The sequence below is a fragment of the Jiangella alba genome (assembly GCF_900106035.1).
GTDB classification, from domain to species: Bacteria; Actinomycetota; Actinomycetes; order Jiangellales; family Jiangellaceae; genus Jiangella; species Jiangella alba.
This window is the reverse complement of record NZ_FNUC01000003.1, coordinates 2,975,425-2,998,166: the sequence shown is the minus strand read 5'-3', so window position 1 is coordinate 2,998,166 and position 22,742 is coordinate 2,975,425. Positions and strand designations below refer to the sequence as shown.

Annotated in this window: 20 protein-coding genes; 10 read left to right on the top strand and 10 right to left on the bottom strand. The window is 73.5% G+C overall.

The annotated features are described in order from the left end of the window. Positions 1 to 48 precede the first annotated feature (48 nt). Both BLV02_RS16200 and BLV02_RS16195 read right to left on the bottom strand, forming a co-directional pair. Complete coding sequence (locus BLV02_RS16200) at positions 49 to 606, bottom strand: hypothetical protein (protein ID WP_069111676.1); 558 nt, start codon at positions 604 to 606, stop codon at positions 49 to 51. Positions 607 to 878: 272 nt separating this feature from the next. Further along, complete coding sequence (locus BLV02_RS16195; RefSeq protein WP_069111677.1) at positions 879 to 1,313, bottom strand: DUF3995 domain-containing protein; 435 nt, start codon at positions 1,311 to 1,313, stop codon at positions 879 to 881. 127 nt (positions 1,314 to 1,440) lie between these two features. Between BLV02_RS16195 and BLV02_RS16190 the strand changes: the two genes are divergently transcribed. Both BLV02_RS16190 and BLV02_RS16185 read left to right on the top strand, forming a co-directional pair. Then, positions 1,441 to 2,076 (top strand): TetR/AcrR family transcriptional regulator, encoded by a 636-nt coding sequence (locus BLV02_RS16190; RefSeq protein WP_069111678.1) that lies wholly within the window; start codon positions 1,441 to 1,443, stop codon positions 2,074 to 2,076. 96 nt (positions 2,077 to 2,172) lie between these two features. Then, entirely contained in the window at positions 2,173 to 2,955 is a 783-nt protein-coding gene (locus BLV02_RS16185) for an aminoglycoside phosphotransferase family protein (RefSeq protein ID WP_069111679.1), read from the top strand. 103 nt (positions 2,956 to 3,058) lie between these two features. Here BLV02_RS16185 and BLV02_RS16180 read toward each other — a convergent pair whose 3' ends face one another. Both BLV02_RS16180 and BLV02_RS16175 read right to left on the bottom strand, forming a co-directional pair. Further along, complete coding sequence (locus tag BLV02_RS16180) at positions 3,059 to 4,222, bottom strand: NAD(P)/FAD-dependent oxidoreductase (RefSeq protein ID WP_069111680.1); 1,164 nt, start codon at positions 4,220 to 4,222, stop codon at positions 3,059 to 3,061. Positions 4,223 to 4,251: 29 nt separating this feature from the next. Beyond that, positions 4,252 to 5,058: a UbiA family prenyltransferase gene (locus tag BLV02_RS16175; protein WP_069111681.1), complete on the bottom strand. Its 807-nt coding sequence runs from the start codon at positions 5,056 to 5,058 to the stop codon at positions 4,252 to 4,254. 41 nt (positions 5,059 to 5,099) lie between these two features. Here BLV02_RS16175 and BLV02_RS16170 point away from each other — a divergent pair, with 41 nt between their 5' ends. From BLV02_RS16170 to BLV02_RS16155, 4 genes are all read left to right on the top strand, one after another. Next, complete coding sequence (locus tag BLV02_RS16170) at positions 5,100 to 6,179, top strand: type III polyketide synthase (protein WP_069111682.1); 1,080 nt, start codon at positions 5,100 to 5,102, stop codon at positions 6,177 to 6,179. Positions 6,180 to 6,181: 2 nt separating this feature from the next. Beyond that, positions 6,182 to 6,715 carry an isoprenylcysteine carboxyl methyltransferase family protein gene (locus BLV02_RS16165; RefSeq protein WP_074946481.1) on the top strand — a complete coding sequence of 178 codons (534 nt, stop codon included), beginning with the start codon at positions 6,182 to 6,184 and terminating at the stop codon, positions 6,713 to 6,715. Next, positions 6,712 to 7,734 carry an NAD(P)/FAD-dependent oxidoreductase gene (locus tag BLV02_RS16160; protein ID WP_069111683.1) on the top strand — a complete coding sequence of 341 codons (1,023 nt, stop codon included), beginning with the start codon at positions 6,712 to 6,714 and terminating at the stop codon, positions 7,732 to 7,734. Before BLV02_RS16165 ends, BLV02_RS16160 begins: the two co-directional genes overlap by 4 nt. Positions 7,735 to 7,919: 185 nt before the next feature. Then, positions 7,920 to 11,078: a sialidase family protein gene (locus tag BLV02_RS16155; RefSeq protein ID WP_171906750.1), complete on the top strand. Its 3,159-nt coding sequence runs from the start codon at positions 7,920 to 7,922 to the stop codon at positions 11,076 to 11,078. A 27-nt stretch (positions 11,079 to 11,105) separates the two neighbouring features. Here the strand turns inward: BLV02_RS16155 and BLV02_RS16150 are convergent, their stop codons facing one another. Then, positions 11,106 to 12,053 (bottom strand): ArsR/SmtB family transcription factor, encoded by a 948-nt coding sequence (locus tag BLV02_RS16150; RefSeq protein WP_069111685.1) that lies wholly within the window; start codon positions 12,051 to 12,053, stop codon positions 11,106 to 11,108. Between the two features lie 127 nt (positions 12,054 to 12,180). Between BLV02_RS16150 and BLV02_RS36555 the strand changes: the two genes are divergently transcribed. Continuing rightward, positions 12,181 to 12,498 carry a hypothetical protein gene (locus tag BLV02_RS36555; RefSeq protein WP_069111686.1) on the top strand — a complete coding sequence of 106 codons (318 nt, stop codon included), beginning with the start codon at positions 12,181 to 12,183 and terminating at the stop codon, positions 12,496 to 12,498. A gap of 168 nt (positions 12,499 to 12,666) precedes the next feature. Here BLV02_RS36555 and BLV02_RS16140 read toward each other — a convergent pair whose 3' ends face one another. Then, positions 12,667 to 14,322 carry an ATP-binding cassette domain-containing protein gene (locus tag BLV02_RS16140; RefSeq protein WP_141711595.1) on the bottom strand — a complete coding sequence of 552 codons (1,656 nt, stop codon included), beginning with the start codon at positions 14,320 to 14,322 and terminating at the stop codon, positions 12,667 to 12,669. A 318-nt stretch (positions 14,323 to 14,640) separates the two neighbouring features. Between BLV02_RS16140 and BLV02_RS16135 the strand changes: the two genes are divergently transcribed. Next, positions 14,641 to 15,441, top strand: a complete 801-nt coding sequence (locus BLV02_RS16135; RefSeq protein ID WP_069111688.1) for a DedA family protein — start codon at positions 14,641 to 14,643, stop codon at positions 15,439 to 15,441. 126 nt (positions 15,442 to 15,567) lie between these two features. Here BLV02_RS16135 and BLV02_RS16125 read toward each other — a convergent pair whose 3' ends face one another. Next, the gene (locus BLV02_RS16125) at positions 15,568 to 16,251 is read right to left on the bottom strand and encodes a hypothetical protein (RefSeq protein WP_069111690.1); all 684 of its coding nucleotides are present in this window, start codon (positions 16,249 to 16,251) and stop codon (positions 15,568 to 15,570) included. Positions 16,252 to 16,366: 115 nt separating this feature from the next. Then, positions 16,367 to 19,081, bottom strand: a complete 2,715-nt coding sequence (locus BLV02_RS16120; protein ID WP_069111691.1) for a winged helix-turn-helix domain-containing protein — start codon at positions 19,079 to 19,081, stop codon at positions 16,367 to 16,369. A 450-nt stretch (positions 19,082 to 19,531) separates the two neighbouring features. Here BLV02_RS16120 and BLV02_RS16115 point away from each other — a divergent pair, with 450 nt between their 5' ends. Beyond that, positions 19,532 to 19,951 (top strand): DUF7144 family membrane protein, encoded by a 420-nt coding sequence (locus BLV02_RS16115; protein WP_069111692.1) that lies wholly within the window; start codon positions 19,532 to 19,534, stop codon positions 19,949 to 19,951. Position 19,952: 1 nt separating this feature from the next. After that, a complete protein-coding gene (locus BLV02_RS16110; protein WP_069111693.1) occupies positions 19,953 to 20,882 on the top strand; it encodes an HAD family hydrolase in 930 nt (309 codons plus the stop codon). Here the strand turns inward: BLV02_RS16110 and BLV02_RS16105 are convergent. Further along, positions 20,875 to 21,522, bottom strand: a complete 648-nt coding sequence (locus BLV02_RS16105; protein WP_069111694.1) for a hypothetical protein — start codon at positions 21,520 to 21,522, stop codon at positions 20,875 to 20,877. The genes BLV02_RS16110 and BLV02_RS16105 overlap by 8 nt on opposite strands. 57 nt (positions 21,523 to 21,579) lie before the next feature. Beyond that, positions 21,580 to 22,728: a glycoside hydrolase family protein gene (locus BLV02_RS16100; protein WP_141711596.1), complete on the bottom strand. Its 1,149-nt coding sequence runs from the start codon at positions 22,726 to 22,728 to the stop codon at positions 21,580 to 21,582. Between the last annotated feature and the right edge of the window lie 14 nt (positions 22,729 to 22,742).

Sequence of the window (22,742 nt, the reverse complement as noted above, 5' to 3'; positions counted from 1 at the left end):
GGTGCACCGCGACGAGCGAAGCGCGGTGCGCTCTGTTCCCGGCCACGCTCAGAGAGCGTCGTCGCGGGGTCTTTTGGGTGGCCGCGGCGGACGGGCGACGACCTCGACCTGGCGTCCTGGGGTATGCCGCATCGCGCCGTCGAGGCGTCCGCGCACGACGAGGTATCCGATGGCAGCGGGGATCAGGAGGACCGGCCAGAGTGCGGCGCTGAGGTAGCAGCCCAGACACAGCCGGGCCCACGCGTCATGGTCCTGCCCGGCGAAGGGGTCGACCTTGTCCCAGGCCATGATGGACATCGCCACGACGACGCCGAGGAGTGCCGCCCCGGCGAGCCCCGCGCCGCCGGCGATCTGCGCCGCTCGCCTCCGCCCCCATGCCGGTGCCCATCGCGGCACGAGCCGTCGTACGTCGATCGCGAGCGCGAGGCAGCAGGTCGCCGCCACGAGTTGCACCGCCGACAGGCCGAGCACGTACCAGGTTCCGGCCCCGGGCAGGTGCTGCTCGGCACGCCACTCGCCAGGCGTGCCGAGTGGGAGCCCGAGGCCGGGGAGGATGCGCCATACCGCCGTCGGGAGCGCGGCGAGGAATGCGCTCCATGCGCACACGCGGATCCACGTCCTCGGACTCCGAGGCCGTCGGCGACGCGCGGTCGGTGCCGCAGCCATGGGGTGAGCGGTCGTCATCGCGGGTCCCTGCGGTCTGCGCCGTGGTGCGCCGCGCGATGTGCCGTGTCCATGTCCATCACCATGTCGATCGGTTCGATGGTTGGCCTCCCACGTTCGGGGGAACCGAGCCGGTAGGCGGGGGATGGCGGCGGCGTGAGCACACCGCGACGGACCAGGCGACGGGCTACGGCCGGCACTCCCAGGCGTCGATGTCAGGCGGCATGGGAGGCTGTCGCGACCTCGTGCGCGGAACGTCGCAGGCCATTCGCGATGCAGATTCCCAACGTCGCCGACAACGGCGCGTACACGGCCAGATCGAGCTTGTTGAAGACCCCGGGCTCGCCGGTGAGGTCCTGCGGCAGGAAGTAGAGGGCACGACCGATCAGCACTGCCGACCCGCCCCACGCCGCGAGGCGCACCCCGCGACGCAGCAGCGGAGGGCGGAGGGCGCTGGACGTGGACGCGGCCACCACCCCAGCTGCGCCTGCCAGGACCACCGCCATCGTCCATGTCTCGGCCTTGGTCGGCATCTCGGTCGAGCCGCCGATGCGCTCCGCCCACGCCTCGTCCGAGCCGCCCGGCCATCTCCAGCCGAGCGCCCAGGCCGCATGCAGGAGTCCCAGCCCACCCAAGCCGACCGGACCCACGAGGTCGAACGGGCTCCGCGTCCTACGTGCGGTCGTTCTCCGGCTTCGCGCACTCGCTGACAGCATTTCGACTTCTCCCATTACGATACGATCTGTTCCGATACTAACAGTATCGTATGCTGGCGGAATGACGAGCGCACCGCAACCGGGCCGGCCCCGCGAGCGCCGAGTCGATCACGCGATCGCGGACGCCGTGCGGACGCTGCTCGCCGAACGCGGCTACCCATCGCTCACCGTCGACGCGGTGGCGGCTCGCGCCGGAGTGGGCAAGGCGGCCATCTACCGGCGCTATGCGACGAAGCAGGAGATGACCTTCAGCGTGCTCCTGCATGACGCTCGCGAGCCCGCGCCCGCGGACACGGGCTCGCTCAAGGGTGATCTGCTGGCGTTGACGTCGCAGATCGCCGACCAGCTCGCCGAGTCCTCGGCCGGCGTCATGGCGGGTCTGCTCGCGGACGTGTATGCCGACCCAGCCCTCAGCGAGCGGTTCGAGCGGACGTTCCTCGCCGTCGAACGGTCGATCGTCGCCACCCTGATCGACCGCGCCGTCGTTCGCGGCGAGCTGTCGCATCGACCGGACACCGCGGTGGTTCACGTGCTGCTGCTCGGGCCCATGTTCGCCTGGTTGATCATGCTCGACGAGGATCCCGCTCGTGCCCCCGAGCTGGCCGTCATCGTCGCGGGCCTCATCCACGAGACGCTCGTGTCCGGCACGTTGTCGCCCGGCTCGCAGGCGGGCATTGCCGACGGCGGCGCTGGATGACCCGCTGCCCGGGCGCCGCGTACCTCGGCCGCGTCTTCACGGTTCGGTGGGATGTCGCGACGGCTGGAGCGGCCGAGGACTGGATACGTTTCTGGCATGAGCGATGACGCGGAGGAACGGCTCAGCGGGGGCTTCGCCAACGTGGTGTTCAAGCGCGGCGAGACGGTCCGGCGCAACGCCGGGCCGTGGACGCCGGCGGTGCACGCGCTCCTGCGCCACCTGCGCAGCACCGGCTTCGACCTCGTGCCCGAACCGCTCGGGATCGACGAGCGGGGGAGAGAGATCCTGCGGTTCCTGCCCGGTGAGGTCGCGTGGTGGCCGTGGCCCGCGGTCCTCCTACGGGATGAGGGGCTTCGTGCGGTCGCGTCCGCCGTGCGTCGGATGCAGGCTGCGCTGCGCAGCTTCGACGCACCCGCTGACGCCGTCTGGCACGGCGGTCCTCGCACGGACGGCCACCAGGAGATCAGGCACGGAGACCTGGCGCCGTGGAACACGCTCTGGGACGGCGACCGTCTCACCGGGATCATCGACTGGGACACCGCCGGCCCCGCTCCGGCCGGGTGGGACGCAGCCCAGGGCGCCTGGTACTTCGTGCCGCTGCGCGACCGGACCGGCTACCGCTCGACCGGCCCGACGCCGACGATGTCCGAGCGCGCGCACCGGTTGACCGTCTGGTGCGACGAGCTCGACGAGGACCCTGCCCACGTGCTCGACGTGCTCGACGACGTCCAGTGCTTCGAGCGCGACCGGATCCGCGCCTGCGGCGGTGCTGGGATCGAGCCCTACGCCAGCTTCCTCGCGAAAGGCAGCGCCGACGAGATCGAGCAGGAACGCACGTGGCTGGCCGCGCACCGCGACGAGCTGCTCGCCGCAGGCTGACGGGGCCTCATCTCGGGTTGCTGGCGACCTGATGCTCTCGCATCCGTGAGACGACGACGCTCACCACGGCAGGCTGCGGCGGAGCGCCGCGACTTCTCGGTCGTCAGTCGCGCGTTCGATCCGCGTGCGGCCGCCCCCGGCCCGTGACGACGGCGCGGGCGAGGCCCGAGATGACCCGCGGAGTCAGGCGTCCTTCGCCGAGGCCGAGGTCGACCAGGTCGTCGAACACGTGCTGGTCGCGATCGGCCGCGGAGAGGCCGGCGGTCAGCACGGCCGGCGCGGTGGCCAGCCGGGCCGCCGCGGCGGTGTGGCGCAGATGTCGCCCGAGCAGGCGGCGCACGGCCGCGCGGTGCCGCGCGCCCGCGGTGTCCGGCCGCCCCGCGAGCAGGGCGGCCGCGGCCGCGCGTCCGGCCGCCGCGCCCGTCGTCACCGCGTAGTGGATGCCTTCGCCCGTCATGGGATTGATCAGGCCGGCCGCGTCGCCGGCCAGCAGGAGGCGGCCGCCGGGCTGGGACCAGCGCCACGACGACAGCGGCAGGTGGTGGCCGCGCCAGTCGGCGCCCTCGTCGGCGCCGGGCAGCAGCTCGCCCAGTCGCCGCAGCAGCGCGGTGCGGGTCAGTCCGTTGCGACCGAACGCGCCGTAGCCGACGTTGGCCAGGCCGTCGCCGCGGTCGAAGCACCAGGCGTAGGCCTGGGTGTCGTCCGGGTCGAACGCGATGATCTGGCGGCCGGCCCAGCGCGGCGTCGTCGGGACGTACCCGCGCAGGGCGATGGCCCGGCGCCGGACCGCGGGGGCGCCCGCGGCGCGGCGGACGACCGAGTAGGCGCCGTCCGCGCCGACCACCACGCGCGCCGCCAGCTCGTCGTCGACCACCACGACGTCGCCGCGGGTCACGACGGTGCGGACGCGGCGCCGCTCGAAGCGTGCTCCGGCGCTGACAGCGGCGCCGAGCAGCCGGTCGTCGAGGACGCGGCGCGGCACCACCCGGACCGGCCGGCGCATGGGCCGCGACACCCGGTGCGTGCCGCGCGCGAGCTCCAGCCGCCGCACCGGCGTCCAGTCGTCCAGCAGGTCCGCGAGACCGAGGTCCGCCAGCACGGCCGTCGCGTCCGGCGAGATGCCGTCGCCGCAGGCCTTGTCGCGCGGGAAACCGGCCCGATCCAGCAGCAGCACCCGCAGGCCGGGCGCGGCCGTCAACCCGCCGAGCGCCGCCGCCGCTCCGGCCGGCCCGGCGCCCACGACGACGAGATCCCAGGGCTCATCCATGCACGGAGCACTACCCAGCCGCACGAGGTTCAGCTGCGCAGCACCAGCAGCACCACGTCGACCAGCGCGATGGCCATCGCCGCGCGGAACGGCGCCGAGCCCCGGCCGCGCAGCGCCACCGCGGCGAGGACCACGACCAGTGCCAGGCCGGCCCACGCCCACGCCGGTGGCCGGCCCGGCCCCAGCACCACCAGCAGCGACGCCGCGACCAGCACGACGACGGCGACGACCCGCGTCCGCGCGGGGCCGATGCGGTGCGGCAGCCCGCGCACACCGGTCGCGGCGTCGTCGGCGAGGTCGGGCAGCACGTTGACCAGGTGCGCGCCCACGCCCAGCAGGGCACCGGCGACGATCATCCACCACGGCGGCCACTGCGGCGGGTCGAGGGCCAGGCTCACCACCGCGGGGAGCAGCCCGAAGGCGACCGCGTACGGCAGCCACGACAGCGCCGTCCGCTTCAGCAGCAGGTTGTACCCGACGCCGCACCCCACCAGGCCGAGGTGGACGAGCCCGGCGGCCGGGCCGAGGGCCAGCGACAGCACCACGCAGGCGGCCGCCGCGACCGCCAGCGCGACGGCGACCGTCCGGGCCGAGACCCGGCCCGTGGCCAGCGGTTTGTCCGTGCGGCCGACGGCGACGTCGCGGCCGGCGTCGACGAGGTCGTTGGACCACCCGACCGTGAGCTGCCCGGTGAACACGGCCGCCATCACGAGCGTCAGCGTGCCCGGATCGTGTCCCAGCCGCAGCGCCAGCAGCCCGCTCAGCGCCGTCACCGCCGCCGTCGGCTCCGGATGGCAGGCCCGCACCAGGCCCGTCGCCGCCGTCGCCACCGCCACGCAGGCAGTTTAGGCGCGCCGTATTCGAGTATTAATGGACGATGACGCGCATTCTGTCGGTCCGCGGGGTTCTGCCCGACCACAAGTACGCGCAGGCCGACCTGACGGCGCAGGTCGCGGCCATGCTGGCTCCGGAGGGCCGCCACGACCGGGCCCTGCTGGAGCGATTCCACGCCAACGCCGGCGTGAGCACCCGCCATCTCGCGCTGCCGAAGGAGCGCTATGCGAGCCTGGGCGACTTCGGCGCGGCCAACGACGCGTTCGTGACGGCGGCCGTCGAGCTGGGCTCGCGGGCGGTCACCGATGCGCTGGACGCCGCCGGGCTGACGCCGTCCGACGTCGACCTGATCGTCTCGACGACGATCACCGGCATCGCGGTGCCGTCGCTGGACGCCCGGATCGCCGGGCGCATCGGCCTGCGCGACGACGTGAAACGGGTGCCGATCGTCGGCCTGGGCTGCGTGGCCGGCGCCGCGGGCGTCGCGCGGGCGCACGACTACCTGCTCGGCCATCCCGGTGAGGTCGCCGTCCTGCTGTCGGTGGAGCTGTGCTCGCTGACGGTCCAGCGGGGCGACGCGTCGATCCCGAACCTCGTGGCCAGCGGCCTGTTCGGCGACGGCGCCGCCGCGGTCGTCGCGGCCGGCGAGGAGCGGGCCGCCGCGATCGCGCCGCCGCCCGGCCGCCTGCGTCCCGCCGTGCTGGCCAGCCGCAGCCGGCTCTACGAGGACACCGAGCGGGTGATGGGCTGGGACGTCGGATCGTCGGGCCTGCGCATCGTGCTGAGCGCGGACGTCCCCGACCTCGTGCGCCACCGGGTCGGCGCCGACGTCGACCGGTTCCTGTCCGCGCAGGGGCTGGGCCGCGAGGACGTCGGCTGGTGGGTGTGCCATCCCGGCGGGCCGAAGGTGCTGGAGGCGATGCAGGAGGCGCTCGGCGTCGACCGCGACGCGCTGGCGGTGACGTGGGACTCGCTCGATCGCATCGGCAACCTGTCGTCGGCATCGGTGTTGCACGTCCTGGCCGACACGCTCGAGCTGCGCCCGCCGCGGCCGGGGTCGTACGGGATCATGCTGGCCATGGGCCCAGGTTTCTGCCTCGAACTCGTCCTGCTGCGAGCGTGATCATGTCCGAGATCCTGTTCACCGTGCTGGTCGGCCTGGTCGGCCTGGAACGGCTGGCCGAGCTGGTGGTCTCGAAGCGGAACGCGGCCTGGAGCTTCGCCCGGGGCGGCGTGGAGCACGGGCAGCGGCACTTCCCGATCATGGTGGTCCTGCACACGGCGCTGCTGGCCGGCGCCGTCGCGGAGGTGTGGATCCGCCGGCCCGACTTCGTGCCGGCCCTCGGCTGGACGATGCTGGCGCTCGTCGTGGCGTCGCAGGCATTGCGCTGGTGGTGCATCGCGACGCTCGGGCATCAGTGGAACACCAGGGTCATCGTCGTTCCCGGCCTCGACCGCGTGGACGGCGGGCCGTACCGGGTGCTGCGTCATCCGAACTACGTCGCGGTCGTGGTCGAGGGGTTCGCGCTGCCGCTGGTGCATTCGGCCTGGATCACGGCGGTCGTGTTCACGGCGCTCAACGCCGCGCTGCTCGCCGTCAGGCTGTCGGTGGAGAACGCGGCGCTGACGGCCCTGAGCCGCGAGGGGGCGGCGCCGTGATCGACCTCGCCGTCGCCGGCGGCGGCCCGGCCGGACTGACGACGGCGCTGCACGCGGCCCGCGCGGGCCTGGACGTCGTCGTGTTCGAGCCGCAGGCCGGGCCGATCGACAAGGCGTGCGGCGAGGGGCTGATGCCCGGCGCCGTCGCCGCGCTCGGCGACCTCGGCATCGAGCCGGAGGGGCAGCTGCTGCGGGGGATCCGGTACGTGTCGGGCCGCCGCTCGGTGGTCGCCGACTTCCGTGCCGGCCCCGGCCGCGGCGTCCGGCGGACGATCCTGCACGACGCGCTGCGCCGCGCGGTCGAGGAGGCCGGCGTGCCCGTCCTGCCCACCGCCGTCCACACCGTCGGGCAGGACGCGGGCGGCGTCGACGTCGACGGGGTCCGCGCGCGGTACCTCGTGGCGGCCGACGGGCTGCACTCGCCGCTCCGGCGACGTCTCGGCCTGGACGCCCCGGTCACGACGACCCGCCGGTTCGGGCAGCGGCTGCACGTGCGGCTGGCTCCCTGGACCGACTACGTGGAGGTGCACTGGTCGCCGGCGGCGGAGGCCTACGTGACGCCGGTCGCGCCCGGGCTGGTCGGGATCGCGGTGCTCACTCGCAAGCGGGGACCGTTCGACCAGCACCTCAGCGCGTTCCCGGCCCTGCTCGAGCGGGTCGAGGGCCGGCCCGTGACGACGGTGCTCGGCGCCGGTCCGCTGCGGCAGCGGTCGCGGCGCCGGGTGGCCGGGCGCATCCTGCTGGTCGGCGACGCCGCCGGCTACGTCGACGCCCTCACCGGCGAGGGCGTCGCGCTGGGAATGGCGCAGGCCCGCGCCGCCGTCGCCGCGATCGTCGCCGGCGCGCCGTCCGGCTACGAGACGAGCTGGCGGCGGCTGACCTGGCGCTACGAGCTGCTGACGCGCGCCTTGGTCGGCGCCACCTCGACCACGGCCGGGCGACGCGCGATCGTGCCGGCCGCGACCGCCCTGCCCCGCCTCTTCGGCGCCGCCGTCAACACACTGGCCCGCCCCGCGTGAACCGACTGTAGAGGGTGACTACAGCGGCGCGCCACGGGTGACGGACGCCCACGGTCGGAGCCGGTCTCACCGGGCGTTATGTGGCATTGACATGGAATGATCTTTTATGTCTGCTCTGAGCACCCGTCCACTGCATGGAGGTGCTCATGTCCAGCCCGATCCGTTGGCGATCATGGCCGCGCCGCTTGACCGCCCTCACGGCGGCGGCGACCGTCTCCCTGGCTGTCGCGGCAGGTGCGCCTGCGGCCGAAGAGGTGGACCCGGCCGCGGCGATCGACGTGCGAACGTTCGACGGGGAGGAGCTCGGCGAGCCGCCCGAAGGCTGCGCGACGACCGGTGACGTCGTGGTCGGCGAGGCGCCGTTCGGTGCTGCCGGCGCGGGCAACCGGGCCGTCCGCCTGATCGACGACACCGATGCGGGGACGACGACGATGACGTGCGCCTACCCGGACTCCGGCGAGCGGTACGTCAGCTTCGGGTTCAACCCGCAGCGCCACGGCGGGCCGCTGCTCTTCGGCATCCGCGGCGACACGGCCGCGGGCGGCACCGGGAACGCGTGGTGGTTCGGCATCAGCCCGATCGCCGGCACCGACGACGCGACCGTCATGGTGTACGACGGCGCCGCCTGGAACCAGCTGGGCCGGGTCGAGGGACTGAGCTCGCCGGGTGAGTTCACCGAGGTGACGGTGGCGGCCACCATGCACGTCGCGCAGATCACCGCCGCCGGCGCGACGTTCATCACGGACCTGCGCCGTGACGACACCGTGAACCTCGGCGCCGTCGTGTTCTCCTCGTCCGGTCGATCCGCGGTGGGCATGGAGTTCTACCTCGACGACCTGGCGGTGGGGACCGAGCTCACCGACGACCCCGTCGGGCTGCAGTTCGTGGACATCGCGTCCTGGGTGAACCCGGTGAGCGAAGGGGAGCCCTCGCCCGCCTTCCGGCTGGTGAGCTTCCGCCCGATCGGCGCGGCGTCCGGCGAGACGTTCGAGGCGACGGTCGACTGGGGCGCCGGCCCGGAGCCGGCGACGGTCGAGGCATCCGGGCAGCCCGGCCGGTTCGACGTCATCGGCTCGCATCCGTACTCGGAGACCGGGCCGCACAGTGTCGTCGTCGACGTCACTGGCTCGGCCGGAACGTCCGGACGGTCGGCCCTGACGGTGGCGGTCGAGCGGCGCAGTGTCGTCGCGGTCGAGCCCGAAGGCATGGCGCCGCGCTTCCCGTCCGTGATCCGGCTGGACGACGGCCGGCTGCTCGCCGCCTACTACTCGGGCGTCGGGCACGTCGACCCCCAGGGCCTGATCAGGGTGACCGAGAGCGACGACAACGGCGCGACCTGGTCGGAGCCGCGCACGGCCGTGACCGGCCGGTTCGACAACCGCGACCCGAAGCTGACCCGGCTCTCCGACGGCACCATCCTGCTCGACTACTTCGTCACCAGCTGGGAGGACCCGGCCGGCTCGCGGCAGCTGGGCACCCACGTGGTGCGCTCCGAGGACGACGGCCGGACCTGGAGCGACCCGATCTGGCTCGACACGCGGATGAGCTGTGCGCAGCCGCCCCCGGCGGAGGGCTGTGCCTCGGCGGACGGTTGGTCCGCCAGCCACGGCCCGATCGTCGAACTGGCCGACGGCGACCTGCTGGCCCCGCTCTACGGTGTCAGGCCCGGCTCGGCCGGTCAGGACGTCGACGTCCGCATCTACGACGGAAGCGGGTGGCAGACGCTCGGCCGCGTCGAGGACTTCGGCACGCCCGGCCGGTTGAAGCCGGTGTCGGTGGACGCGACCGCCACCAGCCTGGAGATCACGGTCGGCGACGAGACGTTCAGCACCGACGTGCGCCGCGACGACACGGTGAACCTCACCAACGTCACGTTCGCGTCGGCCGGCACGGCGCCGACCGGCATGGAGTTCTACGTCGACGACCTCGCGGTCGGAGCGCAGGCGCCGCCGTCCGCCGAGCTCGACGTGCGGACGTTCGACGACGAACCGCTCGGCGAGCCGCCGGCCGGCTGCGCCGTCCGGGGCGACGTCGAGGTGACCGGTGCGCCGTTCGGCGACGCCGGGACGGACAACCGTGCGGTCCGGCTCCTCGACGACAGCAGCACCCAGATCACGTCGCTGACGTGCCCGCACCCCGCGTCCGACGAGAAGCACCTCAGCTTCACCTTCGCGCCGGAGCGGTTCGCGAACGGGTTCACCTTCGGCATCCAGGGCGACACCGCCGCCGGAGGCACCGGCAACGCCTACTGGATCCTGCTGAGCTCGGTGTCCTCCGCTCCGTCTCAGCGGGCCACCGTGGTGCGCAGCACCGACGGCGGCCTGACCTGGGAGGGCGACGACGAGGTCACCATCGCGGTGGACGACCGCATCCACTTCCAGGAGCCCAACCTGACCGTGCTGCCCAGCGGCGAGATCGTGGCGGGCCTGCGGGCCACCTCGAACCCGCAGGTGCTGTACGTGTCCCGGTCGTTCGACAACGGGTACACCTGGACCCCCGCCGAACCGTCCGACATCCCGGCGTCCTCGCACGACCAGCTGCTGCTCGACGACGGGAGCGTGCTGGTCACCTACGGGATCGCCGGGGTGGCGAACCGGCCGACCGGCGGGGTGCTCGTCCCGGACGCCAGCGGCGACTGGAGCGGGCACCACCAGATACCGATCTACGATTCCGGGCACGGCGACCAGGCCAACCCGTCCAGCGTCGAGATCGAGCCCGGCGTGTTCATGACGCTGGCGTACGACGTTCCGGCCCGGACGCTCTACGGCATCTTCACCGAGCTCGCGGACTACCGCGATCCCGAGCTGAACCTCGAGGTCACGCCCGCGACCGGGGTCACCGCCGCCGTCGGCGAGGAGTTCGGCGACGTGCTCGCCGGCGTCACCGGCGGGTGGGGGAACCCCGGCGCGTCGCTGACCGCGAGCATCGACTGGGGCGACGGCACGGGTGGGTCGCCCGGCGTGGTGACCGAGGTCGCGGCCGGGCACGACGTCACCGGGTCGCATCTGTTCGACGTGGGTGGCACGTTCGACGTGACTCTCACCGTCGCGGACCGGACCCAGACCCGCACCGCGACCGTCGCGGTCGAGGTGACCTGTCCGGAGACGGACGGCCGGGAGACGGTGGTGATCGGCGGCGTCGACAGCGGGCTGCCGAACCGCGCGGCCGGCGGCGGCTGCTCGATCAACGACCGCATCGCCGACGAGCGCGCGTGGGACGACCACGGAGCGTTCGTCAGACACGTCGGGGCGGTGGCCGACCGGCTGCTGGCCGAGGGCGTGATCGAGAGCCGCGAGCACGGCGCACTGGTCCGCGCCGCCGCCCGCAGCGCCGTCGGCCGGTGAGGCGTCCGGGCGGGTGACGTTCCGACGTCACCCACCCGGGCCGGGCGCCGCGTCGATCACCGCGAGCCCCACCGAGGTCAGCGTGTGCACCATGGTCTTGCCCTCGCGGTGGCTGCTGATCAGCCCGGCGCGACGCAGGGCCGTGGTGTGCGCGGAGGCCGAGGCCGGGCTGATCCGCAGCGCACGGGCGAGGGACGTGGTGGTGTGAGCGTCCGCCAAGGCGTGGAGGACCTTCGCGCGAGTGGCGCCCAGCGCGGCCTGGGCACCGTCGCGGCCGGCGTCGGACTCGGCGAGCCAGACGCCGTAGGGGACCGGGTACGACAGCGTCGGGGTGCCCCAGCCGAGGGCGAACCCGGGGCGGGGCCACACCGACGGCATGACGCGCAGGCCTCGCCCCGACAGGTCGATGTCGGCGTGCACCGGCCCCGCGACCTCGAGGACGCCGTCGGACCAGCGGACCGACGGATGCAGCCCGGTCAGGGTGGCGGCGATGCCCTCGCGCGCGAGCTGGTGGGTGCGGCGGCCCAGCTCGGCCCGGAGGGCTCGGCGGTGGACGTCGGACAGCGAGGTCATGACGCGGTCGTGGTAGGCGCGCATCGCCGCCGCGAGCCGGCGCAGCGCCGCCGGGCGACCGCGGCAGAGGTCGTCCACCCACGGCGTCGGACGGCTCCGGCCGGCGCTGATCTCGGCTCTGATCCGCGCCGGCGGCGTGGACTGCACGATGTCGACGGCCTCGTCGATGTCGTCCACCAGTTCGGGGGCGAGGAACAGCGGGACGTCACCGCGGGCCGGGATGAGCTCCCAGAGACACCGAGCCCGGTCCGGGACCCGGCCGTCGAGGGAGCGCCACAGCCCGCGGTAGGGATGGCCGATCTGTTCGAGTGCCTGCACGCTCACCGGCAGCTCCTCGCACCGGCCCGGCAGGGCGAGCGTCGTGCGCGCGAGATCGTCGACCGTCATCCGGAGCCGCAACATCTCTCGCACCTCCTGGCACGCCCGACGATTCGTCGGGAGCCGAATCGTTCGCATCTCGAGCACGGCGGTCGCTACGGTGCCGGCGCGGCCGAGCCGCCGTTCCCGACACTACCGAGGAGGCACCCTCATGCGTTCGATCCGGATCCCGCGACCGATGCGCGCCGCGCTCGCGATCGGCGGACTCACTCTCGCCGTCATCCCCGCCGGCGCCGTCGCCGCCGGTGCGGCCGGGAACGCACCGGCGAACCCGAACTGCCTCGGTGTGGTCACCTCTCAGCGTGCCGTGGCCCACCACGACCTCGGTGAGCACGCGTCGGAGCAGGAGGAGCCGCGGCAGGGCATCGGGAACATCACGCGCGAGATCCTCGGCGAGGACGCTCACGTCGGAGACTTCGGCGCCTTCCTCGGGGAGATCGACGGCGACGACGCCACCCGGTGTCCGTGACCGGGTTCGTCACACCGACGAGTGAAGCGAGTCCCGGGGGCGGACGGACGCCGGCCCCATGGCGAACGACGCGGCAGCGACGTGCAAGGCCCAGGCTCATTCCGGTCGCGACCGCCGAGAGCGCGAGCGGGCTGTCGTCGAGCGCGATCACCTGGAAGGCCATGACGGTCATGCCGGCACCCCGACTCCGGCCGTCGCCGACAGGTCGATGCTCGGCCAGCCGGCCACGTCACGAAGGAGCTGCCGGTCGTGCGAGGACACGACGACGGCCGCCTGGGTCGCGCCCAGCGCTTCGGTGAGCTCGTCCACGAGCGCGATGGAGAGATGGTTGGTCGGCTCGTCCAGGAGCAGCACGTGCGGGCGCTTGGCGAGCACGAGCGCCAGATCGAGGCGGCGTTGCTGGCCCACCGAGAGCTCGCCCACCCGCTTGCTCGACTCACGCGGCTTCAGGAGACCGAGCTGGGACATCCCGATCACCTCCGGCGGCGCCACGATGCCGGCGGAGACGAGCGCGTCGACGCGCGTGGCGTACACCTCGCTGGCCCGCCGATCGGGCGGCAGATCGCTCTCCTGGCGCAGGAAGCCGACCCGGGTGCCGCCGGGCCGGCGCACCGATCCCGTGTCCGGCGCCAGCTCGGCGGCGGCGACCCTGAGCAGGGTGGACTTGCCCGCACCGTTGGGGCCGGTCACGACCAGCCGGCCGTGCCGGGACAGCGAGAACGACACCGGCCCGCGTAGCCGCCCGGTGACGCCGACGTTCTCGACGCTCAGCAACGTCGCGCCGGCCCGGGCGCGAAGCTCCGGGAAGCGGAACTCCAGCGGCGGTTCGGGAACGGTGACGGCGTGCGCCTCGAGCGCCTCCTGACGCCGATGAACGGTCTGGGCGATGCTGCCGGCCCGGGTGGCGCGCCCGTGCTTGTTCGTGCCCTTCTCCGGCCGCCAGCCGGAGACGAGCCGGTTCTGCGCGGCGGTGAGGTCGTCCTGCAGCCGGGCCCGCTCGGCCTGCTGCCGCTCGTAGTCCTGTTCCCAGCGTTCCCGTTCGGCCAGTCGTCCCTCCCGGTAGCCCGCGTAGCCGTTTCCGTAGACGCGCGGACGGTCGTCCGGCGACGGGTCGAGATCGACGACGGTCTCCGCGAAGTCCGACAGCAGGGCTCGATCGTGACTGACGACCACCACGCCGCCCTCGCGGGAGCGGAGCTGGGCGGTCAGGAACTCGAGCCCGCCGCGGTCGAGATGGTTCGTCGGCTCGTCGAGCAGCAGGAAGTCGTCGTCGGCGCCCAGCAGGCACGCCAGGCGCACGCGGAAGCGCTGTCCGACGGAGAGCTCGGCGAGCGGTCTCGTCAGGTCGGTCTCCGCGTCGAGCGCGTCGAGCGCGATCAGCACCCGGCGTTCGGCCTCCCACGCGTCGAGCACGTCGACGAGTTCCAGTGCGGCCGCGTATTCCGCGGCCGCGGACTCGACGTCCTCGGTGAGCGCGTGGCTGGCAGCGTCGAGCCTCGCCAGCGCCGCGATCGCGTCGGCGATCGCGTCCGCGACGGCTTGTCCGACGGTGCGCGAGTCGGCGGTGTCCATCTCCTGCTCGGCGACGCCGATCGTGCCGATGCGCTGGACGGTGCCGGCGTCGGGGTCGAGGGTGCCCGCGAGCACATGGAGCAGGGTCGACTTTCCTCTCCCGTTCTCGCCGACGATCGCGACCCGCGACGAGGGGGTCAGGGTGAGGTCGACCTGGTGCAGAACGGGGGTGGCGGCTCGCATCACCGAGACATCGGAAGCCATGAGTTGCGCGCGCTGGCGCGCGGGTAGACGGTGGGTGCGCATTCGCATCCTTCGAACAGGCGCACCACAGCCAGGAACCAGGCCAGGGGGTGCGCAAAGACGGCGACCCGAAAGGGGTCGGAACAGAGCGGCCGCCGCGGGCTCGGAGTGACTCGACGAGCGCGGATGGCCTACTCAGCCGTCACAGGAAGTACAAATGCATGTGGTGATCTTACCACCTACGGCGTGAACCGCGGCGCGGCACGTCACGACGCGCGCTTGCAGAACTGCTTGACCTCGGGCGCACCTTCTGGCCCTGCGGAGTGCACGGCGCACTCATGACAGGTGCACCTGCCGTTCGACGGGCGGGTCGCCCAGCCTTGAAGCATGAGCACCGTCGAACGGACGTCCAGCAGCCTGGCCGCTGCCGGCGCCGCGCCCGCAGCGATCGGCCCGTGGCGCCGGTTCGTGCCGTGGCAGGGTCGCGCCACCCGCCTGGACCTGGCCCTGATGGGCGCGATCCTCGCCGTGGTGGCGCTCGGGTTGGTGCTGCGGCCGCTGAAGCCGTTCCTGCTCGCCTCGCATCCGGTCCTGCTGGCGTTCCTCACCGGCGACCTGACGGCGATCGGCGCCGCCGCCGCGTTCGCCCGGATCGGCGAGGCTCCGCTCTGGCTGGTCGTGGCGGCCGGGGCCGCGGGCATGGTGAAGCTCGACTGGCTGACCTGGTGGACGGGCCGGCAGTGGGGCCTGGGCATCGTCCGGATGTTCACGACCAGCGAGCGCGCCCTGCGCGTCGCCGGCCGCGCCACCGAGCTGCGGCCGTGGGCCCTGCGCGTCGCGGTCGTGCTGGCGGTGCTGCCCGGTGTCCCCACCCCGGTCGTGTACGCCATGGCGGGCATGGCCGGGATGCGCCTGGTGACGTTCCTGTTCCTCGACTTCGCCGGCGCTCTGGCGATGACCGGCCTGGTCGCGGGCCTCGGCTACGGGCTCGGTCAGCAGGCGGTGGACGTCGTCCTTCTGGTCGACCGGTACGCCTCGGTCGTGAGCCTCGCCATGATCGCCGTCGCCATGCTGATCCCGGTGGTCAGGCGGCTGGTCCGGCGTCGGAGATCACCCGCAGTGACAGCAGGGGGATCCCGAGGTCGCGGATCCGGGCGAGCACGCCGTGCAGGTGAGCCTGGTCGGTGACGGGTCCGGTGAGGGACGTGGTGCCGTCGTCCCGGCGGGTCAGCGTGAGGTCGCCGAGCAGGGCCGACCAGTGGTCGTCGAGGTGGCCGGCGACGCGGATCTCGTACGCCGGCGCCGCCCGGCCGGTCATCGGACGGCGGGCTGCTCGGGCCGCGCGGCGGACACGTCGGCGTCGGGCGTGGTGGAGCGCGAGCCGCGCCACAGGGACACGCCCAGGCCGATGAGCGCGATGCCCGCGGGAACGGCGAACGGCCGGTTGAACGACTCCGGCAGCACGGCCAGCGCCGCCGTCCCGACGGTGCTGACGGCGAGCAGGGCCGCCGCCCAGCGGGCCAGGACGCGGGTGCGGAACAGGGCGATGCCGAAGACGAGGCCGCCGAGCAGGTAGCCGGCGCCGGCGACGTCGAACAGGGTCTGGAGTGCGCCGATGTCACCGTTCGGCGTTCCGCCGGCTGCCGCGGTGACGACGTCGTCGACGAACCCGGGCTCGGTGTCGACCAGGCGGGGGAGGACGGTCGCGGCGATGACCTCGACGGAGAACATGGCCAGGTACCCGGCGGCGAAGAGCAGGTAGCCGGCCAGGCCGAGCAGGCCGGATCGGCGGTACTGGCGCAGGTACATGCCGGTGATGCCCGCGAGCGCGAGGGCGGCCATCACGATCTTGGCGCAGCTTCGCGCCACCCAGTCGGCCGTGTCGGTGGTGAAGGCGTCGCCGGCCGGGTGGCCGATCTGAACGGCGATGAAGACGGCCCCGGCGATCGCGGCCGCGGCGCCGGCCGCCTTGGTGAGGTCGCTGCTGGTGATGGTCATGACGGGACTCCTGTTCCTGGTGCCCGGTGATTCCGGGGCTGGCCAGGACGCTAGGAGCCGGGGTGGTGAGCGCACATCACATGACGATGTGACCGGCATGGTGATCTCGGCCGGCTCAGAGCAGGCCGAGTTCGGCGCCGCGCCGGACGGCCGCCCGTCTGGTCGTCACGTCGAGCTTGGTGAAGATGTGCCGCGTGTGCGTGCGGAACGTGTTGACGGACAGGAACAGCCGCGCGGCGATCTCCGGGCCGGTGAGGTCGGTCGCCAGCAGCCGCAGCACCTCGGCCTCGCGGTCACTGAGCGCGTCGGCGGGCGCCGTGGCGTCCCCGCGTGGCGCTGCCGCGACGGTGGCGCCGGCCGCGAGCAGCGCCCGGGCCAACGGGCCGGTCCGTGGCCGTCGCGCGGCCGCGCGCAGCAGGTCCTGCATCGGGGCGCCCTCGTCGAGGAAGAGGCGGGCGTAGCCGGCCGGGACGGCGGCGGCCAGGGCGTCGTCCAGCAGCGCCAGCGCTGCCGCTCGCCGGCCGCGGAGGTCGTGGGCGAGGGCCAGCAGCAGCTGGGCGTCGACGGCGCTCGCCCCGCGGTGGGCGGCCCGCGCGGTGGCGAGGAGCCGGTCGAGCAGGCCGGTGGCGTCCTGGAGGCCGCCGGGGCCGGCGTCGGCGCGGTGCTGGGCGATGAGCAGGCGGGCGAGGGTGAGGTGGTCGAACTCGCCCAGGTAGTTCAGGTCGCCGGCCGGGGTGACCTGGTGGTCGCGTGCCCAGTCCCACGCCTGATCGAGGTGGCCCAGGGCGATCTGGAGCCGGGCGATTGCGGCGGGGATGGGGTGGACGTCGGGAAAGAAGCCCGGCAGGTACAGCGAGGACGCCTGCCGCAGCTCCGACAGCGCCCCGTCGAGGTCGCCGCGGGCCCGCAGGAGGCCGGCGCGGGCGAGGTGCCGCCGGTGCCGGTTCTCGGGCAGGGACGCCGCATCACCGAGCGCGCGGCCGGCCCGCAGCTGCTCCTCGGCGGCGTCGAGCTCGCCCTGCTCGCGCAGGACGCCGGCGAGTCCGACGTGGAGGTCGCCGGTGGTCGACAGCGGGACTCCCGGGTGCGTCCGCGCGGTCTGCAACGCCTGCTCGTACAGCTGCCTGGCCCGCGCCGGGAGGCCCCGGGCCTGCCACAGCTCGGCGAGCACGACGGTGCTGCCGAGCGCGTCGGCCACGTTCCCGGCCGCGCGCAGGCTGGCGATGGCCTGCGTGAACGTGTCGACCGCGGTCTCGAGGTCGCCGTCGGCCCACGCGGCCAGGCCGAGGAAGCCGGCGGCGCCGCCGCGGGCGAAGTGGTCCTCGGGCTCGGCCAGCTCGAGCGCGCGGCGCGCGTGCCCGGCCGTGGCGCCGGCGTCGCCGCGGGCCTGGGCGACGGAGGCGCGGTAGATCGCGATCCAGGCGGGCACCGTGCGCAGCTGATCGTCGCCGGCGGCACGCTCCGCGGGCGGCGTCGACTCCAGGGCCCGCTCCGCGTGCCGCAGCGACACCTCGACCCCGTCGAGGTCGCCCTCGGCCAGCCGCATCCAGGCCTGCTGGGTGCTCAGCACCGGCCGCCGCCGGACCACCTCGTCCGGCAACGCCGTCAGCCAGGTCCCGATGTCGCGGTCGTGCCGGTGCCGTCGAGCCTCCGGCAGCGCACGCTCGATCAGGTCGGCCGCGGCCTCGACGTCACCGGCGGCGAGCGCGTGTCCGATCGCCTCCTCCAGCAGGCCGGAGCCGGCGTACCAACGGCTGGCAGCCCGGTGGAGTGCGGGCGGCCGGTCCGGTTGTTCGGCCAGCAGGCGGGCGCGCAGCGCCTCGGCGAACAGGTGGTGGTAGCGGTACCACCGCTGGTGGTCGTCGAGCGGGACGACGAACAGGTTGTCGCGGTCGAGCGCCTCGAGCATGCGTTGTCCGTCGGCTCGCCCGGTGACCGCGTCGCACAGCGACGCCGCCAGCTGCCCGAGCACCGACGTGTGCAGCAGGAAGGCCCGCACGTCCTCGGGCTGGGCGTCCAGCACCTCGTCGACGAGGTAGTCCAGGACGAAGCGATGGCTGCCGCCGAACGCCTCGACGAACCCCTCCACCCCCGAGCCCGCGTGGCCGCGTGCGGTCAGGGCGGCCAGCTGCAACCCCGCGGGCCAGCCCTCGGTCCGCGCCTCCAGGGCGGCGACCAGCGCCGGCTCGAGCGCCAGGCCCATCGCCTCGTTGAGAAAGGCGCCCGCTTCGGCGGTGGTGAACCGCAGATCGGCGGCCCGGAACTCGAGCAGCTCGCCGCGTGCGCGCAGCCGCGAGAGCCGCAGCGGCGGGTCGGCGCGGGTCGCGACGGCGACGGTCACCCGCGGGGGCAGGTGGTCGAGCAGGAAGGCCACGGTGTCGTGCACCGCGGACGCGTCGATGACGTGGTAGTCGTCCAGCGCCAGCACCATCGGGCCGGCGTGGGCGTCGAGGTCGTTGACCAGGCTGACCAGCACCGCCTCGGCGGCCGGGTCGCGGTCGCCGGCCAGCATCGCCAGGGCCTCGGCGCCGGCGTCGGGGGCGGCGGTCCGCGCGGCGGCGACGAGGTGCGTCAGGAACCGCCGCAGGTCTGCGTCACCGGGGTCCAGCGACAGCCACGCCACCGACGACCGCGCCCGGGCGCCGTCGGTCGCGGCCTCCGCCAGCCACTGGGCCAGCAGCGTGGTCTTGCCGAACCCCGCCGGTGCGCACACGAGGACCAGCCGCGGTGACGAGCCCTGGCCGGCCTGCAGCCGATCGAGCAGCCGTGGCCGTGGCACCAGCTGCCGGCGCGGGCTCGGCACGTGCAGCTTGGTGCCCAGGACAGGCATCTCATCAGCCTAGATGAGTGAGTCCGAATGGGTTCGCCGGACGGGTACGTGGCTGTGGCCGGCGTTCGGCCGGTCCGGTGGGCCGGGTGGCATCACTGCTCACCCTCACCGGCCGGTACACCCCTATTCAAGGCGCGCTGCACCCCACGTCAGGGCCGGTTCGATCGATGTGAGATCGCTGCCGAAACGACGTGGGGTCATGGTCGTGGACGCGACATCGTGCTCACATCAATCACGCAGCGATCTCACAACGTCGCGCGCGAGGCCGGCCGAGCGAAGGGAAGAACCCATTCGGACTCGTGGTCACCGCGGTCCTGGCCGCCTCGCCGCCGGCGGCCGGTCCGCGGATTCACCCAGCCGGGGTGAGGCGCCGGCCGGTCCCGGCGGCGATCGTCGAGGGCGACGACCGCGAGTGACCTGGTCGAATCGTCTCGAGGCGCGGGAGCTTGCATGGCCGACATCCGATCAACCGCCGACGACGAGCCGCGGGCGGCGGCAGCGACGGCGCGCGACAAGGCGGTGCCGGCGGCGGTACTCCTGATGCTCGCCGGAGCCTTCCAGGCGCTGCAGGGCGTGGCGGCGATCGCCGACGACGACGTCTTCTCCGCGCGGCCCGGCTACGCGTACGACCTCGACGTCACGGCGTGGGGCTGGGGCCACCTGATCATCGGGGCGATCCTCGTGGTGGCAGGGCTGTTCCTCTTCTCGGGGAGCGCCATCGCCGGCGGCGTCGCGATGGCGCTGGCCGGGATGAGCGCCATCGCCAACTTCGCCTTCCTCCCGAACTACCCGTTCTGGACGCTGCTGATCATCGCGCTCGACATCGTCGTGATCTGGTTCATCGCGAGCTCCGGCATCCTGGAGTCCTGACGTGGACGCCGAGCTCGGTTCGTGGCGCGACGGAGCGGCCCGATCGGCGATCACCGACTTCGTCCGCCGGGTCACCACGGAGGGCGGCGACGACTACGTCGACCCCGTCGAGCGGGTCGCCGTGCTCGACAACGACGGCACGCTGTGGACCGAGAAGCCGATGCAGATCGAGATCGGCTTCATCCTCCAGCGGCTGGCGGCCATGGCCGAGGAGACTCCGGATCTGCGGGAGCAGCAGCCGTGGAAGGCGGCCTCCACCGACGACTACGACTGGCTGGGCGGCGCCATCACCAAGCACTACCGCGGCGACGACTCCGACCTGAAGGTGCTGATGGGCGGGTTCGTCCGGGCGTTCGCCGGGATGTCCGCGGAGGACTACCTGGCGGCGTCGGGGGAGTACCTGCGCCGTGGGTCGCACCCCACGCTGGGCCGCGGGTTCCGCCAGTGCGCGTACCCGCCGATGGTCGAGCTGCTGCGCTACCTGGAGGCGCACGGCTTCACCGTCTACATCGCCTCGGGCGGCGACCGGGACTTCATCCGCGCGATCAGCGACGAGGTGTATGGCATCCCCGCTGAGCGGGTGATCGGCAGCTCCAACGCGCTCGCCTACCAGGAGGACGACGGCGGCGCGTCCGTCGTGTACCGGGCCCGGCCCGACGTGTTCGACGACGGGCCGGTCAAGGCGGTGCGGATCTGGAGCCGGGTCGGCCGCCGGCCCATCCTGGCGGCCGGCAACGCCAACGGTGACATCCCGATGCTGGAGTTCACCGGCGGGCCGTCCCTGCCCGCCCTCCGGCTGGTCGTCCTGCACGACGACGAGGACCGCGAGTTCGCCTACACCGACGGCGCCGACGAGCTGCTCGACCGGGCCGAGCGCCGCGGGTGGACGGTGATCAGCGTCCGCGACGACTGGACGACCGTCTTCAGATGATCTTCGGGAAGGCGATCAGGAAGCCCACGCCCACCAGCAGCAACGTCATCGCGCCACCGAGGACGACCCAGGTCAGCGTCGCCGACCGGAGCCGCTGGGACACCGCGGTGAAGAAGAGCACCAGGGCGAACAGGACGGTCAGCAGCGTGTAGTCGTCGCCGCGCTGGTTGTTCTCGAGCGCCTCCGCGAACAGCCCGTCGGCACGGGCGTCGGCCGCCTTCGCCTCGGCCGCGCCCGGCGGCCGGTACTCGGGCAGCGCGAACGGGCCGTTGGGCGCCTCGGGGTTCTGCAGCGGCCGCATCGCGATCCAGGCGTCGAAGGCCACCGCGAAGTGGTCGGTGAACCGCGTCTCGACGAAGTCGGTGAGCGCGTCGTCCCCCTCGGCGACGGCCTGCACGTACACCGCGAAGATGTCGAGGTCGAAGTTCCGGGCCGCGTCGGCCTCCGCCGCGAAGCGCGACGCCTCGATCCGCGCGCCCGACGCCTGGGAGAAGGCGATGGACATCTCGCCGCCCCACTTGCTCGCCTCGAAGCCGCTCCACGCGGTGAGCACCGCCGTGACGGAGAGCACGACGACGGCCACCAGCTCACGGACGCCGGCGCGTGCGTCGTTGCCCGCGTCGTCATCGGCCTCGGACATCGTCGACCCCCATGGTCTCGGCACACTCACGGTGCGCCGCGACCATGGGGGCCCGGATCACCTCGACCGGGTGAACCGCCCGGTGATCGACCACAGGTCGTACGAGTACAGCGAATCGCAGGTGGCCTGGCTCCAGTCGGGGTCGTCGACGGTGGGCAGGCTGGAGCAGGAACTGGTGAAGACGACCTCGACGCCGCGGGCGTCGGCGAGCCGGCCGCGCCAGGTGCGCACCAGGCCGGCGTTGTGGTTGCGGGTGAACCCGGTGAGGTCGTGGTCGATGTCGCCCAGCGGCTGCCAAGTGCCCGTCCCGGCCAGGAGGTCCGTCAGGCTCAGGCGCGCGACCTGCACCGACGGGCCGATCCACCACGGGTTGTCGATGGGGTAGGGGTGCTGTTCGCGGACGACCACGACGTTCCGGCCGGTGCGGTCGAGGGCGAGGTCGAACCCGTTGAGGTAGTCCGCGGCGCCGTCGGCCCCGGTGAGCCCGTCCGTCGGCAGCAGGACGGGCGGGCCCACCCGCAGCCGCTCGACGTGCGTGAGGTCGACGACGCTGGCGTAGGCGCGGGTGGAGGTGTCGCCGCGGGTGTAGGCGAGCAGCACCCGCCCGGAGTCGCCGGCGAGCGAGACGGCGGTCGGCTGGCCGGCGCCCCACTGGTCGACGCGGTCCGACGTCACGATCGGCTCGGGGTACTTGACCCACGGCCCTGCCGGGTCCGTCGCGAAGGCGACGCCGACCTGGTTGTGCGCGCTGGCGTCGACGTCGTTGCCCAGGTAGAACATCGCGTACGAGTAGCGGGTGCCGCCGTAGTGGAACCGGCCGGCCACGACGCTGGGGTCGCAGGTGTGGAAGCTGTCCCAGGCCGGCGCCGGCGAGGCGTGCAGCACCGACCTCGTCTCCGTCACGACGCCGTCGACGCGCTTGGTGAGGTAGATGTGGTCCTCGATCACGCGGGACTGGTCGTTGTGGCAGGACCAGATCCACTCGGTGTCGCCGTCGCGCACGACTGACGGCGCGTAGGAGTAGAACCCGGGCTCCGGCGCGTACACCTGGGTCAGCGACGCGGGGTCCCAGGCGACCCCGTCGCGGGCCGGCCGCGGGCCCGCGTCGTCCTGCGCCGCCGCCGTGCCCAGCGGCGCGAGCAGGGCGCCCACGCCCAGCGCGGCCGCCAGCACGCCGAATCGTCTGATGGTGCGGAAAGGTGCCATCGATGGCCTCCGTC

Coding starts and splice junctions, on each gene's coding strand:
- BLV02_RS16190 (WP_069111678.1), top strand. CDS start 1,441: ATGACGAGCGCACCGCAACCGGGCCGGCCCCGCGAGCGCCGAGTCGAT.
- BLV02_RS16185 (WP_069111679.1), top strand. CDS start 2,173: ATGAGCGATGACGCGGAGGAACGGCTCAGCGGGGGCTTCGCCAACGTG.
- BLV02_RS16180 (WP_069111680.1), bottom strand. CDS start 4,222: ATGGATGAGCCCTGGGATCTCGTCGTCGTGGGCGCCGGGCCGGCCGGA.
- BLV02_RS16170 (WP_069111682.1), top strand. CDS start 5,100: ATGACGCGCATTCTGTCGGTCCGCGGGGTTCTGCCCGACCACAAGTAC.
- BLV02_RS16165 (WP_074946481.1), top strand. CDS start 6,182: ATGTCCGAGATCCTGTTCACCGTGCTGGTCGGCCTGGTCGGCCTGGAA.
- BLV02_RS16150 (WP_069111685.1), bottom strand. CDS start 12,053: ATGTTGCGGCTCCGGATGACGGTCGACGATCTCGCGCGCACGACGCTC.
- BLV02_RS36555 (WP_069111686.1), top strand. CDS start 12,181: ATGCGTTCGATCCGGATCCCGCGACCGATGCGCGCCGCGCTCGCGATC.
- BLV02_RS16140 (WP_141711595.1), bottom strand. CDS start 14,322: ATGCGAATGCGCACCCACCGTCTACCCGCGCGCCAGCGCGCGCAACTC.
- BLV02_RS16135 (WP_069111688.1), top strand. CDS start 14,641: ATGAGCACCGTCGAACGGACGTCCAGCAGCCTGGCCGCTGCCGGCGCC.
- BLV02_RS16125 (WP_069111690.1), bottom strand. CDS start 16,251: ATGACCATCACCAGCAGCGACCTCACCAAGGCGGCCGGCGCCGCGGCC.
- BLV02_RS16120 (WP_069111691.1), bottom strand. CDS start 19,081: ATGCCTGTCCTGGGCACCAAGCTGCACGTGCCGAGCCCGCGCCGGCAG.
- BLV02_RS16115 (WP_069111692.1), top strand. CDS start 19,532: ATGGCCGACATCCGATCAACCGCCGACGACGAGCCGCGGGCGGCGGCA.
- BLV02_RS16105 (WP_069111694.1), bottom strand. CDS start 21,522: ATGTCCGAGGCCGATGACGACGCGGGCAACGACGCACGCGCCGGCGTC.
- BLV02_RS16100 (WP_141711596.1), bottom strand. CDS start 22,728: ATGGCACCTTTCCGCACCATCAGACGATTCGGCGTGCTGGCGGCCGCG.